At 67.3% G+C, this 13449-nt stretch carries 14 protein-coding genes; 5 read left to right on the forward strand and 9 right to left on the reverse strand.

Annotation, left to right across the window (positions count from 1 at the left end; translation table 11 throughout):
• Positions 1–43: 43 nt before the first annotated feature.
• The 9 genes from RJ03_RS18790 to RJ03_RS18825 form a co-directional block, all read right to left on the reverse strand.
• On the reverse strand, positions 44–280 hold the full coding sequence (locus RJ03_RS18790; RefSeq protein WP_036504248.1) for a WLR motif membrane protein: 237 nt from the start codon (positions 278–280) through the stop codon (positions 44–46).
• A gap of 15 nt (positions 281–295) precedes the next feature.
• Positions 296–376, reverse strand: a complete 81-nt coding sequence (locus RJ03_RS39250) for an Rv3103c transmembrane domain-containing protein (RefSeq protein WP_506330388.1) — start codon at positions 374–376, stop codon at positions 296–298.
• A 247-nt stretch (positions 377–623) separates the two neighbouring features.
• Positions 624–2708 carry a DNA helicase RecQ gene (gene recQ, locus RJ03_RS18800; RefSeq protein WP_245552323.1) on the reverse strand — a complete coding sequence of 695 codons (2085 nt, stop codon included), beginning with the start codon at positions 2706–2708 and terminating at the stop codon, positions 624–626.
• Positions 2709–2832: 124 nt separating this feature from the next.
• Positions 2833–3738: a permease-like cell division protein FtsX gene (gene ftsX, locus RJ03_RS18805; protein ID WP_036504252.1), complete on the reverse strand. Its 906-nt coding sequence runs from the start codon at positions 3736–3738 to the stop codon at positions 2833–2835.
• Complete coding sequence (gene ftsE / locus RJ03_RS18810) at positions 3738–4427, reverse strand: cell division ATP-binding protein FtsE (RefSeq protein WP_036504253.1); 690 nt, start codon at positions 4425–4427, stop codon at positions 3738–3740. Before ftsE ends, ftsX begins: the two co-directional genes overlap by 1 nt.
• Positions 4428–4501: 74 nt before the next feature.
• Entirely contained in the window at positions 4502–4657 is a 156-nt protein-coding gene (locus RJ03_RS37235; RefSeq protein ID WP_157104419.1) for an Rv3103c transmembrane domain-containing protein, read from the reverse strand.
• Positions 4644–5501 carry a mechanosensitive ion channel family protein gene (locus RJ03_RS18815; protein ID WP_036504254.1) on the reverse strand — a complete coding sequence of 286 codons (858 nt, stop codon included), beginning with the start codon at positions 5499–5501 and terminating at the stop codon, positions 4644–4646. The genes RJ03_RS37235 and RJ03_RS18815 overlap by 14 nt, the downstream gene beginning before the upstream one ends.
• Before the next feature lie 127 nt (positions 5502–5628).
• Positions 5629–6741 carry a peptide chain release factor 2 gene (gene prfB / locus RJ03_RS18820; RefSeq protein ID WP_036504255.1) on the reverse strand — a complete coding sequence of 371 codons (1113 nt, stop codon included), beginning with the start codon at positions 6739–6741 and terminating at the stop codon, positions 5629–5631.
• Between the two features lie 64 nt (positions 6742–6805).
• Positions 6806–7663 (reverse strand): helix-turn-helix domain-containing protein, encoded by an 858-nt coding sequence (locus RJ03_RS18825; protein ID WP_036504257.1) that lies wholly within the window; start codon positions 7661–7663, stop codon positions 6806–6808.
• Positions 7664–7795: 132 nt separating this feature from the next.
• Here RJ03_RS18825 and RJ03_RS18830 point away from each other — a divergent pair, with 132 nt between their 5' ends.
• From RJ03_RS18830 to RJ03_RS18850, 5 genes are all read left to right on the forward strand, one after another.
• Positions 7796–8383 (forward strand): NADPH-dependent FMN reductase, encoded by a 588-nt coding sequence (locus RJ03_RS18830; RefSeq protein ID WP_036504258.1) that lies wholly within the window; start codon positions 7796–7798, stop codon positions 8381–8383.
• A 292-nt stretch (positions 8384–8675) separates the two neighbouring features.
• A complete protein-coding gene (locus tag RJ03_RS18835) occupies positions 8676–9482 on the forward strand; it encodes an SDR family oxidoreductase (RefSeq protein ID WP_036504259.1) in 807 nt (268 codons plus the stop codon).
• Between the two features lie 56 nt (positions 9483–9538).
• A complete protein-coding gene (hisN, locus tag RJ03_RS18840) occupies positions 9539–10324 on the forward strand; it encodes a histidinol-phosphatase (protein WP_036504262.1) in 786 nt (261 codons plus the stop codon).
• 366 nt (positions 10325–10690) lie between these two features.
• Positions 10691–12076, forward strand: coding sequence for an acyl-CoA dehydrogenase family protein (locus RJ03_RS18845; RefSeq protein WP_036504263.1), 1386 nt, complete (start codon positions 10691–10693; stop codon positions 12074–12076).
• Positions 12077–12122: 46 nt separating this feature from the next.
• Positions 12123–13361 carry an acyl-CoA dehydrogenase family protein gene (locus tag RJ03_RS18850; RefSeq protein WP_036504265.1) on the forward strand — a complete coding sequence of 413 codons (1239 nt, stop codon included), beginning with the start codon at positions 12123–12125 and terminating at the stop codon, positions 13359–13361.
• Positions 13362–13449 lie beyond the last annotated feature (88 nt).

Raw genomic sequence — 13449 nt, forward strand, 5'->3', positions numbered from 1 at the left:
GCGATGATGTGGGAGCGGGTCGGCGCCGACCGCTGACGCGCGGTCAGCCGCCGGGCCGGACCTGCAGATACAGAATCAGCAGGGCGATCCACGCGAGTAGCAGCACCACGGTCGTCACCCGCGGGCGACCCAGCGGGTTCGCGTGCGGACGCAGCCACCCGGCCTCGACCGAATCCGCGCGGGTGCGGCGAGGTCCGGGTTTCGCGGCGTCCGGCGGGTCGCCGCCGGGGCCGGAATCCGACGACTGATCGGAGCGGTCGTCGTGATGGTCGTGGGACATAGCGGCACGCTACCGCTATCCGCCGGGTCGCACCGCCAGATAGAGCGCCAAAACGGCAATCCACACGGTAATCAGTGCCAGCGTCGACGGCCGCATCCCGGCGCGGGCTCGTCGCAGCCGCCGGGGCACACCGATCCGGCCGACGGGTCGCACCCGAATCCGGGAAGGATCCGGCTCCGCGGACACGGCCGAATCGGTGCCCGACGCCGTGTCGTGGCTTGCCGGCAACCCGTTGCTCTCGATCAGTCCGTCCTGGCCATGCGTCACGGCGAGACGGTTACCCTCGCCGCGCGGCTGGATAAACGTGGGACTGGTGAGCGCGCAGATCGGCTCGCCCGAACGCTCAGTAGAAGTCGTCCGGCGGGGGCTCGAAGTCCGCCTCGGGGACGTCCCAGTTCATCGAATCACTCGGGGGCGCCGGTTCCGCGGCCTCGAACCGCGACCGGGTGGCCGGACGAGCCCGTTCGGTGTGCGAGCGGGCACTCGACGTGCCTCCGCGTGGGGCGGCCGGTCGCTCGGGCCGGCTCGGACGCGACGTCGGCTCGCTCGAGCTCCCTCCATCGAATCCCGCGACCACCTCGAGGACACCCTCGCCGTACTTCGCGAGCTTGTTCTCACCGATGCCGCTGATGCCGCCGAGTTCGGCCAGGTTCGCAGGGGCCCGGCCCACGATATCGCGCAGGGTGGCGTCGTGGAAGACGACGTAGGCGGGAACGCCCTGCTCCTTGGCGACCGAGGCACGCCAGGTGCGGAGCTGTTCGAACAGTCCCGCCGCGGCGGGTGCCAGCTCGGCCGCGGCGAGGCGGGACGCCTTCGCCTTGGCGGCGCGCGGCGGCTTCACTCGTTCCGGCTCGCGGCGCATGTGGACCGTGCGCTTCTTGAACAGCACCTCGTCGCTTGCTTCGGTGAGGGTCAGCACGCCGTATTCACCGTGCACCGCGAGCAGGCCCTGGGCGAGCAATTGGCGAATCACGCCGCGCCATTCGGTATCGCGCAGATCGGCGCCGACGCCGAAGACCTTCAACTCGTTGTGCTTGTGCTGCAACACTTTCGGATTCGACTTGCCGAGCAGGATGTCGACGATATGGCCGGCGCCGAAGCTCTGCCCACGTTCGCGTTTGAGCCGCAGCACCGTCGAGAGCACCTTCTGCGCGGCGACCGTGCCGTCCCAGGATTCCGGCGGGTTCAGGCAGGTGTCGCAGTTGCCGCAGGTGTCACCGGACTGGCCGAAGTAGTTGAGCAGCTGGGTGCGCCGGCACTGCACGGTCTCGCACAGCGCGAGCATCGCGTCCAGATGCAGTTGCAACTGCCGCCGGTGCGCCGCGTCGCCCTCGGAGGAGTCGATCATCTTACGTTGCTGCACAACATCATTGAGTCCGTAGACCATCCAGGCGGTGGACGGCAGTCCGTCGCGGCCGGCGCGGCCGGTCTCCTGGTAGTAGCCCTCCACCGACTTGGGCAGATCCAGATGTGCCACGAACCGCACATCGGGTTTGTCGATGCCCATGCCGAAGGCGATGGTGGCGACGACGATCAGACCGTCCTCGCGCAGGAACCTGGACTGATTGGTGGCACGGGTGCGCGCGTCCAGGCCGGCGTGATAGGGCACCGCATCGATTCCGTTGCGGCACAGGAATTCCGCGGTGCGCTCGACCGAGTTGCGGGACAGGCAGTAGACGATGCCCGCCTCCCCCGGATGTTCGGTGCGGATGAAGGACAGCAGTTGCTGATCGGCGCGATTCTTCGGCTCGATCCGGTACTGGATATTGGGCCGGTCGAATCCCGCGACGAAATGCTTCGCCCCGGTGAGGTCGAGCCGTTCGGCGATCTCGCGACGCGTGGCCTCGGTGGCGGTGGCGGTCAAGGCGATCCGGGGCACGTCCGGCCAGCGTTCGTGCAGTACCGAGAGCGCCAGATAGTCGGGCCGGAAGTCGTGGCCCCACTGCGAGACACAGTGCGCCTCGTCGATGGCGAAGACCGACACCTTGCCGCGATCGAGCAAATCCGCCGTCGACTCGAGCTTCAACCGCTCCGGCGCCAGATACAACAGGTCCAGCTCGCCCGCGACGAACTGCGCCTCGACCGTGCGCCGCTCGTCCGGGTATTGGGTGGAGTTGAGAAAGCCGGCCCGCACCCCGAGCGCGGTCAGCGCGTCGACCTGGTCCTGCATCAGCGCGATCAACGGTGAGATGACCACACCCACCCCGGGCCGCACCAGCGCCGGAATCTGATAGCACAGCGACTTGCCGCCGCCGGTGGGCATCAGAACGAGCGCATCGCCACCGGAGACGACCTGTTCGACGATCTCGCGCTGTAATCCCCGGAAACTGTCGTACCCGAATACGCGCTGCAGAACCTGTTGCGCCGCATCGGTTTCCACAGTGCGCGACGAAGCGTCGGCCGTCTCGAGCGTCTCCGGGGAATTCACGCCAGCCATCCTACGGACCCCCACCGACGATCCGAACCCCCAATCCACAGCCGCACCCCGTACACGAGACGCCCCGGCCGATCGGCATCGACCTGCTCTGCTCCGGCTGGAACCCGGAACGAGCCTATTCGCGCACGTAGTAACGCAGCGTGCCGTAGGCCGTCAGCGCGGCGAACACGATGCCCACCGGCACCACGGTCAGCGCCACCACCGCGATGTCGTCGCCGGTGATGCGGGGGAAGACCTTCGAGGCGAACAGATCACCGAGGGCCCGGTCGATGACCAGTGGTCGCGCGACCATCAGTCCGATCACCGCCAGCACCGACCCGGCCAGCGCCGCGACCACCGCCTCGAGCAGGAACGGCAGCTGGGTGTACCAGCGCGTCGCACCGACCAGGCGCATGATGCCGACTTCCTCCCGGCGGGTGAACGCCGCGATCTGCACCATATTCGCGATCAGCAGCAGGGCGGCCAGGGCCTGCAGCACGGCCAAGCCGAAGGCCGCGTTGCGCAGGCCGTCGAACAGGCTCACCAGCCGGTCGACGATGTCCTTGTCGTTGCGCACGAATCCGACGCCGGGCTTGCCCTGGAAGTCCTTGAAGATGCGCGGGTACTGCGCGGCGTCGGTCATCTTGACGCGCAGCGACGCCGGCAGCGGCGACTCGCTGACGTATTTGGCCAGCTCGGGCTGATCCTTGAAGGTCTTCTCCTTCGCCTCGCGGACCGCCTCCTCGCGATTGAGGTACTGCACCGATTCCACGCCGGGCTCGGATTTGAGCGACGACATCAGCGCCTTGCACGGGTCCTGCGAGCAGTCCGGATCGTTGGCCGAGACGTCCTCGGTCAGGTACAGCCGCACCTCGAGCCGGTCCAGGAAGTACTGCTCGGTCTTGTCGGCCATCCGGACGGCCAGCATGCCGCCGCCGAGCATGGTGAGCGAGACCGCGGTGGTGAGGATCATCGCGATGGTCATGGTGACGTTGCGGCGTAGGCCGTTGAAAACCTCACCGAACAGGAAGCTCGCGCGCATTACCGGCCCACCCCGTACACGCCGGTGGCCTCGTCGCGGACCAGGCGCCCGCGATCGAGTTCGACCACGCGCCGTCGCATGGCGTCGACGATGTGGTTGTCGTGGGTGGCCATCAGCACCGTGGTGCCCGTGCGGTTGATGCGTTCCAGCAACATCATGATGTCCTGACTGGTGTCGGGGTCCAGGTTGCCGGTGGGTTCGTCGGCGAGCAGCACCAGCGGCCGGTTCACGAACGCGCGTGCGATCGCGACCCGCTGCTGTTCACCGCCGGACAGCTCGTTCGGCAGGCGGTCCGCCTTACCGGACAAACCCACCAGGTCCAGCGCCTCCGGCACCGCCCGATTGATGAATTTGCGATTCTTGCCGATCACCTCGAGCGCGAACGCCACGTTCTGCTCGACCGTCTTCTGCTGCAGCAATCGGAAATCCTGGAAGACACAGCCGAGGCGCTGGCGCAGCTTGGGCACCCGCCGGCCCGGCAACCGGTCGACCCGGAAATCGGCGACATGCACTTCGCCGGTGGTCGGCTTGACCTCTTTCAGCAACAGTTGCATGAACGTCGATTTACCCGACCCGGACGGTCCGATAATGAAGACGAACTCGCCCTTGTCGACCTCGACCGAAACATTGTCCAGCGCGGGTCTCGTCGAGGTTTTATAAGACTTGGTGACGTTCCGCAGGGTGATCACGAGGTGCCAGTGTAGCCAGCGAAGTCGGAGCACACTCCGGCCCACTCCGCGGCATGCGACTTGTCACAGAGAGGTCAGCGGGCGGGCGCGGTCGTCAGCGCGGAACCGGAAACGGTATTCGCGATGTTGAAACCTGAATGATCCGGTGTGGCCGGTTTCACGAACAGATACAACACGAGCGTCGCGACCCAGACACTGAGCAGGATCGCGGTCGATTTACGCGGTTTCACTCAAACCCTCCCGACGCAGCGCCGCGGCGACACGCACGCGCAGCTCACGTCCGACGTCGAATTGTTTACCCGGCAGTGTGCGGGCCACCATCCGGATGTTCATCTGATCGACGGTGAGATCTTCCAGACCCATCACCGTAGGTTCGTCCAGCAGTAGCGATTTCAGGCGGCGATCCTGAAATGCCTTGGCGCCCACCTCGTGCAGGATTTCGTTGACCTTGGTGATGTCAGCGGTGGCGGGCACCGGCACGTCGATCGCCGCACGGGCCCAATCCTTCGACAGATTGGTCACTTTCACGATCTGCCCGTTGGGCACCGAGATGACCTCCCCGTCGGGATTGCGCAGTGTGGTGATCCGCAGCGTGACGTCCTCCACGGTACCTTCGGCCGGCTCTGATTGCCCCGTGACCGCGATGCGCACCACATCACCGAATCCGTACTGCCGCTCGGTGATCAGGAAGAATCCGGCGAGCAGGTCCTGCACGATGCGCTGGGCGCCGAAACCGAGCGCGGCACCGAGCACCGCCGCCGGCGCGACCAGCCCGCTGAGCTGGAAGCCCAAGCGCCGCAACACTTCCAGCGATACCAGGAAGTACACGATCACCAGCACCACCCAGGTGATGACCTGGGCCAGGGCGTGCCGATGTTTGGCGGCCTCGGTGCGCACCAGCGAATCGCTGCTCTGGAAGCCGGAGTCGATGCGGCGGGTGATCCGGTCGCGCACGAAGGTGGCGAAGCGGCTGAACAGCATCGCGCCCACGATCAGCAGCACGATCTCGAGGCCGCTGCCACGCAGCCAGGAGGTGAATTCCGCCCCGGTTCCGGCAGCGAGAGTCGTCGTCATCGGCGCATCCTTTCCGGTATCAACCGTGCACCGACACAAGCCATTCTGCCGCCCGAACACACGCCAGACAGGTTACTACGACCGCTCGCCGACCGATATGCCGTGATTGTGCCGTGATAGGCGGGTTTCACGCGTCCTGGCGCATCCGCCAGCGGATTCCCTCTTCGATGAAGCCGTCGATATCACCGTCGAGAACGGAGGACGGATTGTTCACCTCGAAGTTGGTCCGCAGGTCCTTGACCATCTGATACGGGTGCAGAACGTACGAGCGCATCTGATTCCCCCAGGAGGCACCCTCGTTGGTCTTGAGCGCATCCATCTCGGCGCGCTCCTCCTGACGTTTGCGCTCGAGCAGCTTCGCCTGCAACACGCGCATCGCCGAGATCTTGTTCTGCAGCTGCGATTTCTCGTTCTGGCAGGTCACCACGATGCCGGTCGGGATGTGGGTGATCCGCACCGCCGAGTCGGTGGTGTTGACGCTCTGACCACCCGGGCCCGACGAGCGGTACACATCGACGCGGATCTCCGATTCCGGGACCTCGATGTGGTCGGTGCCCTCGACCACCGGCAGCACCTCGACCTCGGCGAAGGAGGTCTGGCGCCGGCCCTGGTTGTCGAAGGGGCTGATCCGCACCAGGCGGTGGGTTCCCATCTCCACCGAGAGGGTGCCGTAGGCGTAGGGCACCTTCACCGCGAAGGTGGCGCTCTTGATGCCGGCCTCCTCGGCGTAGGAGGTGTCGTAGATCTCGACCGGATACTTGTGACGCTCGGCCCAGCGCACGTACATGCGCATCAGCATCTGTGCCCAGTCGGCGGCGTCCACCCCGCCCGCGCCCGAGCGGATGTTGACCAGCGCCTCGCGCTTGTCGTATTCGCCCGAGAGCAGGGTGCGAACCTCCATCGCCTCGACGTCGGCGTGCAGCGCGGCACGTTCGGCGTCGGCATCGGCCAGCGCGGACGTGCGGGCCTCGCCCTCTTCCTCTTCGGCGAGTTCGTAGAGCACCGGCAGATCGTCGAGGCGCTGGCGCAGTTCGGTGACGCGGCGCAGCTCACCCTGGGCGTGCGACAGCTCGCTGGTCACCTGCTGGGCGTGTTCCTGGTTGTTCCACAGCTCCGGGTCGGCGGCCTGATGTTCGAGCTCGTCGATGCGACGGCGCAGCTCGTCGACGTCGAGCACCGACTCGACAGTCTTCAACGTGGTGTCGAGTTCGGCGAGATCAGCGGAAACGTCAGGATGCACGGTTGTCCAATCTACCGCTCGCGCAGGTGGCGGTGAAATGCGGCGAGGCGCCGGCAGCCGCGGCTCAGCCCGATACCGCCCGCAGTCCACCCGGGCGGCGGCCCAGCAGCGCGTCGAGGGCCGCGGCGGTCGCGTCGTCGGCGGGCAACTGGACCTGGATGTACTGGTCGTCGTCGGCGGACAGGTCCAGCCGTTCGTACGCCAGCCGCAGCGGGCCGGCCTCGGGATGGTCCATCCGGCTGATGCCGCTGGTATCGGGCAGTCCGGCGATGTCGGCGACGCGACGGGTGAATTCGGCACCCGCCAGCAGCGTCAGCTCGTCGGCGAGCGCGGCGATGGTCGGATCCGAGCGGAAGGGGCCGGCCTTCAGATTCGCCACCGCCAGATCGGCACGACGGTCCCACTCCGGGTACACGACGCGGGCCCGCGGATCGGTGAACAGCCAGCGCGGGTAGCCCGCGGGCAGGCCGTGGTCGAGCAAGCCGGTGCCTCCGACCAGCGCGCGGTAGCCATCGGTGCAACTCAGGATCTCACCGAGACGATTGACGACGGCCGCGGGCGCCGGGGCGAGACGGTCCAGAATCGCCTGCACCGCGGGCCGCACCAGGCGATTGGGCAGCGCCCCACCGGTGCAGCTGAATCCTGGGTCGGCGGACTTGACCAGCCGATGCAGCTGGACGCGCTCGCTCGGACTCAACCGGAGGGCGTCGGCCAATGCGGACAGCACCGCCGTCGACGGACGGCGGTCGCGGCCCTGTTCCAACCGGATCAGATATTCGACGCTGACTCCGGCGAGTGTCGCCAGTTCGGCGCGGCGCAGTCCCGGGGTGCGGCGGCGGGGCCCGGCCGGGAGCCCGACCTCGGCCGGGGTGACCGCCTCCCGCCGAGTACGCAGGAAAAGCCCCAGCTCGTTATCGCTCACAGATCGACGCTAACAGCGCGGGGCGCGCCGAGGGTATCCCTCTCACTACCACCCTCACAGCGGGCTCCCTGGCCGCGCGCCCGGACGGCAGAGTCGACGTCAGCGAACGACGCTTTCCGAAGGAGATCCGAAATGTCCAGCAGCACAATGCGGCTCGCAGTTGTCATCGCCAGCGTTCGGGAGGGCCGCTTCGGGCCGGTGGTCGGTGAGTGGTTCGCCGAGCAGGCCCGGCGGCACGACGGCTTCGAGGTCGATCTGATCGATCTCGCCGACGCGGATCTGCCCGTCGCGCTGCCGGCCGTCTCACCGCGGATCGAACCGAATCCGCAGCGTCCGGCCGGAATGCTCGATCTCACCGCGCGCTTGGGCGCCGCCGACGCGATGGTCGTCGTCACGCCGGATATCAACAACAGCTACCCGGCCTCGATCAAAACCGCGATCGACTGGCACTACACGCAGTGGGACCGCAAGGCGATCGGCTTCGTGGGCTACAGCGGGGCGAGCGGCGGGCTGAACGCCATCGCGCATCTGCGGCAGGTGTTCGCCGAGCTGAACGCGCACACGATCCGGGACTATGTGTCCTTCCCGCGGTACTACCAGCAGTTCGACGCCGAGGGACGATGGACCGCACCGGGCGAATCCGAAGCGGCGGCCGCGGGAATGCTCGACCAATTGCATTGGTGGGCGAGCGCTTTGGCTGCGGCGCGGGTCGCGGCGTGAACGACGGCCGACGCGGGCTCGAGGTCCGTGCAGGGTGAACTAATCGTGCAAACCTCGACGAAAGAACGCGAAAACCGCCCGATGCGGCCTGGTTTGCACGATTAGTTCAGCGACGACGAGCCGATGGAGGTCGCCCTACCGACGAATCAGTGCCGTGGTGGTCTCGGCGGCCGGCCGCACGCAGTCCGGCAGGCCCGCTCAGCGGAACGGAACACCGCACGACCGGTCCCGGCCACTAGCCTCGATTTCGAAGTCGGATTCGCGGTTTCATCCAGCCGAAACAGGAGGGTCGATGGGGACCATCGCCGTAACCGGGAGCGCGTCGGGGATCGGGGCGGCCGTCGCCGCCCACCTGGAGAAGGAAGGGCACCGGGTGATCGGTGTCGATCTGCGCGACACCGAAGTGACCGCCGACCTGGCCACGGCCGAGGGCCGGGCGCACGCGGTCGCCGAGGTCACCCGGATCAGCGAAGGCCGGCTGGACGGATTTCTGCCGTTCGCCGGGGTCGCGGCCGCGACGGGGCGTCCCGGTGGGCTGGTGGTGTCGGTGAACTATTTCGGCGCGATCGCGCTGCTGGAGGGGCTGCGGCCGCTGCTGCGCGAATCCGGCAACGCCTCGGTGGTACTGGTGTCGTCGAATTCCACGACGACACAACCGCTCTGGCCGGTGGAACTGGCCGACGCGTGCCTGGCCGGCGACGAGGAACGGGCCCGCGGCATCGCCGAATCGTTCGGCGACTTGGGCGCGATCCAGGCCTATCCGGCGACGAAAGCGGCCCTGGCCTGGTACGCCCGCACCAAATCGGCGGAATACATCGCCGACGGCATCCGCCTCAACGCCATCGCGCCCGGCATCATCGACACCCCGATGACCCAGGAGGGCAGCAAGGACGCGCTCACCGGCGAGGGGATGAAGCAGTTCCTCGCCATGACCCCGATCGGGCGGCCGGGACGCCCCGAGGAGATCGCCGACCTCGCGGCCTTCCTGCTGTCGGACAAGGCCGGCTTCTTCGTCGGCTCGGTGATCTTCTGCGACGGCGGTATCGATGCGGCCTTCCGCGGTAAGGATTGGCCCGCGGTCTGGAATCCGCAGCAGTAGATAGGCCGCCGCGAGGCCGAATGGCTCCGATCGGATGCGCCGATTACGGTTGCCCTGTGAGCGATCATGCCGGCGATCTCGAACTTGCCCTGCTGTTGGCCGATGCGGCCGATGCGATCACCCGTGATCGTTTCGGCGCCCTCGACCTGAAGGTGAACAGCAAACCGGATCTGACTCCCGTCTCGGACGCGGATCTGGCGGTGGAGCGGGCGCTGCGCGAAATCCTCGTCGAGCGACGCCCGCACGACGCCGTGCTGGGTGAGGAGTTCGGCGGCGAGGCCGAATTCGTCGGACGGCAGTGGGTGATCGATCCGATCGACGGCACCAAGAACTTCGTGCGCGGAGTTCCGGTGTGGGCCAGTCTGATCGCGCTGCTGCAGGACGGCGTTCCGGTCGTCGGCGTCGTCAGCGCGCCCGCGTTGAGCCGACGCTGGTGGGCCGCAACGGGTTCCGGCGCGTGGACCCGCTTCGAGACCGAGGAGCCGAAGCCGATCACGGTCTCCGCGGTCGGCGGATTGAATTCGGCCAGTCTCGCGATCTCCAGCCTGTCCGGTTGGCGGGACCTGGGCCTGCGGGATCAGCTGATCGAGCTGACCGATCAGGTGTGGCGCACCCGCGGCTACGGCGACTTCTTCGGCTACTGCCTGCTCGCCGAGGGCGCGGTGGATATCGCCAGCGAGCCGGAGGTCTCGCTGTGGGATCTGGCGCCCCTCGATGTGCTGGTGCGCGAGGCCGGCGGGCGCTTCACTGCCCTGGACGGAACCCCCGGACCACATCACGGTAGCGCGGTCGCCACCAATGGGTTGCTGCACGACTCGGTACTCGCCGCGCTGCGCCCCTGAGGACGCCGGCCGGCATCGTCTCGTCCTGCCGGCCGCCACCCGGCGAGCGCACCTCTAGAACAACTCCCGGAATCCAACACCCTTCCAACACCCCACGGAACCGAACGCCGCATCGCGCCGAAGACCGGCCGATGCGGCGTTCGCCGTTCGGCCGCGTTCGGCTCGTCCTCACCTGGGTACTCGGTGGCAGTCCTGGTCAATTGCCCTGCTTGTGCGGGGCGGTTGCCGAGGCGGCGATGGGATCGAGATCACGGCGATATGCGCAGCCTCTCGACTGCGTTCTTACTCTGGAGTAAGATAGACTTACTCGAAAGTAAGATCCTGGGACCGATCACCCGACACCCACACCCGAGAAGACTGGTGACTATGAGCACTCGAGACACCGCAACGGAGCGACGTCCGGATTCCGCCGTCGGCCTCAACCCGGTCAAGCGCGACTGGATGGGCGCGGCCATGCGGGTCATGACGACCATTACCGGTTCCGAACTGGCCGAGAAGTACAACCTGCGCAAGCCCATCGAACGGCTGACCTACGAGGGCACCAAGACCGGCTTCCGCACGCTCGGCGCCGCGACCCGCGCATTCGGCAAGGTATCCGGTGGTGGTAAGCCGAAGCGCTTGCCCGCCAACGAGTCCCGCAGCAAGGACTACTTCGACCTCACCCCGACCGACGAACAGCAGATGATCGTCGAGACGGTGCGCGAATTCGCCGCGGAGATCCTGCGCCCGGCGGCCTACGAGGCCGACGGCGCGGCCCAGGCGCCCAAGGATCTGCTCGAGCGCGCCGCCGAACTGGGCATCACGCTGATCAACGTGCCCGAGGAGCTCGAGGGTGCGGCCACCGAGCGTGGCGCCGTCACCAACTCGCTGGTCGCCGAGGCGCTGGCGCACGGCGATATGGGCCTGGCGCTGCCGATCCTGGCCCCGTCGGGTGTGGCCGTCGCGCTGTCGCAGTGGGGTTCGGACGCACAGCAGCAGACCTACCTGGGCGCCTTCACGGGTGAGAACGTGCCGCAGGCCTCGGTCGTGATCAGCGAGCCGCGCGCGCTGTTCGATCCGTTCGCGCTGCAGACCAAGGCCACCCGCTCCCCCAGCGGCTACCGGATCAACGGTGTCAAGAGCCTGGTTCCGGCCGCCGCCGACGCCGAGCTGTTCATCGTCGGCGCCGAAATCGACGGCCGCCCCGCGCTTTTCATCGTCGAATCGGATACGCCGGGTGTGGTGATCGAGGCCGATCCGAGCATGGGCCTGCGCGCCGCCGGCCTGGGCCGGCTGATCCTGGACAACGTCGCGGTTCCGGCCGAGGCCATCCTGGGTGACGGCGACGCCGCGCAGCGCGCCGAGGAGTACGCCGACGCCGTGCGGCTGGCCCGCCTGGGCTGGGCATCGCTCGCGGTCGGCACCAGCCAGGCCGTGCTGGACTACGTCAAGCCGTATGTGAAGGAGCGCGAGGCGTTCGGCGAGCCGATCGCGAACCGGCAGGCGGTGGCGTTCATGGTCGCCAATATCGCCATCGAACTCGACGGCCTGCGGCTCGTGACTCTGCGGGGTGCGTCACGCGCGGAGCAGGGACTGTCCTTCTCCCGAGAGGCGGCGCTGGCCCGCAAGTTCGCCACCGACAAGGGCATGCAGATCGGCCTGGACGGCGTGCAGCTGCTCGGCGGTCACGGCTACACCAAGGAACACCCGGTCGAGCGCTGGTACCGCGATCTGCGGGCGATCGGCGTCGCCGAAGGTGTGGTCCTGATCTGATCCGGGTCTCCTCGACCCCCTGAACCGTATTGATGGAGACATTCCGATGATCAATCTCGAACTCCCCAAGAAGCTGCGGGCCAGCGCCAACCAGGCCCACCAGGTCGCCGCCGAGATCTTCCGCCCCATCTCGCGCAAATACGACCTGGCCGAGCACGAGTACCCGGTGGAGCTCGACACCATGGCCGCCATGGTGGAGGGCCTGGCCGACTCCGGCACCCAGGACATCTCCGGTGCCACCGGCGGCCGCAAGGCCAAGTCGGGCGACGAGGCCGGCGACAGCCACGCCACCGAACTGCTCGGCAACAGCAACGGCGGCAATATGTCGGCACTGCTCAACGCGCTCGAAACCTGCTGGGGCGACGTCGGTTTGATGCTGTCGATCCCCTATCAGGGGCTCGGCAACGCGGCCATCGCCGCGGTCGCCACCGACGAACAGCTCGAGCGCTTCGGCAAGGTGTGGGCGGCGATGGCCATCACCGAACCGTCCTTCGGTTCGGACTCCGCAGCCGTGTCGACCACCGCGGTGCTCGACGGCGACGAGTGGGTTCTCAACGGCACCAAGATCTTCGTGACCGCCGGTTCCCGCGCCACCCACATCGTGGTGTGGGCCTCGGTCGACAAGTCCAAGGGCCGCGCGGCCATCAAGTCGTTCGTGGTGCCGCGAGATGCCAAGGGCCTCACCGTTGCTCGCCTCGAGCACAAGCTCGGCATCAAGGCCTCCGATACCGCCGAACTGCGTCTCGAGGACTGCCGCATTCCGGCCGACAACATCCTGGGCAGCCCGGAAGTCAACGTGGAGAAGGGTTTTGCCGGGGTCATGCAGACCTTCGACAACACCCGCCCGCTGGTGGCCGCCATGGCCATCGGCGTCGGCCGCGCCGCGCTCGAGGAACTGCGCACCATCCTCGAGGAGTCCGGCGTGGAGATCTCCTACGACATCCCCGCCAACAATCAGTCCGCCGCCGCCGCGGAATTCCTTCGCATGGAATCGGATTGGGAAGCCGCCTACCTGCTCGCCCTGCGCGCGGCGTGGATGGCCGACAACAAGAAGCCCAACTCCCTCGAAGCCTCCATGTCCAAGGCCAAGGCCGGCCGCATGGGCACCGACGTGACCTTGAAGGCCGTCGAACTCGCCGGTGCGGTGGGTTACTCCCAGCGCACCCTGCTGGAGAAGTGGAGCCGCGACTCGAAGATTCTCGACATCTTCGAAGGCACGCAGCAGATCCAGCAGCTGATCGTGGCACGGCGTGTGCTGGAGCTGAGCAGTGCGCAGCTGAAGTAGGTTCGGGACAACGAAAAACCGGTGTGGGTTCACGACCCACACCGGTTTTCTCGTCTGCGGGCAGGACGTTCCCGCTCTCGGGACGTAT

It is taken from the genome of Nocardia aobensis NBRC 100429 (assembly GCF_000308375.1).
GTDB classification, from domain to species: Bacteria; Actinomycetota; Actinomycetes; order Mycobacteriales; family Mycobacteriaceae; genus Nocardia; species Nocardia aobensis.

Bases quoted from the DNA above. Each gene is read 5' to 3' on its own strand.
- RJ03_RS18790 (WP_036504248.1), bottom strand. From the start codon at position 280: ATGTCCCACGACCATCACGACGACCGCTCCGATCAGTCGTCGGATTCC.
- RJ03_RS39250 (WP_506330388.1), bottom strand. From the start codon at position 376: ATGCGGCCGTCGACGCTGGCACTGATTACCGTGTGGATTGCCGTTTTG.
- ftsX (WP_036504252.1), bottom strand. From the start codon at position 3,738: ATGCGCGCGAGCTTCCTGTTCGGTGAGGTTTTCAACGGCCTACGCCGC.
- RJ03_RS18815 (WP_036504254.1), bottom strand. From the start codon at position 5,501: ATGACGACGACTCTCGCTGCCGGAACCGGGGCGGAATTCACCTCCTGG.
- RJ03_RS18830 (WP_036504258.1), top strand. From the start codon at position 7,796: ATGTCCAGCAGCACAATGCGGCTCGCAGTTGTCATCGCCAGCGTTCGG.
- RJ03_RS18835 (WP_036504259.1), top strand. From the start codon at position 8,676: ATGGGGACCATCGCCGTAACCGGGAGCGCGTCGGGGATCGGGGCGGCC.
- RJ03_RS18845 (WP_036504263.1), top strand. From the start codon at position 10,691: ATGAGCACTCGAGACACCGCAACGGAGCGACGTCCGGATTCCGCCGTC.
- RJ03_RS18850 (WP_036504265.1), top strand. From the start codon at position 12,123: ATGATCAATCTCGAACTCCCCAAGAAGCTGCGGGCCAGCGCCAACCAG.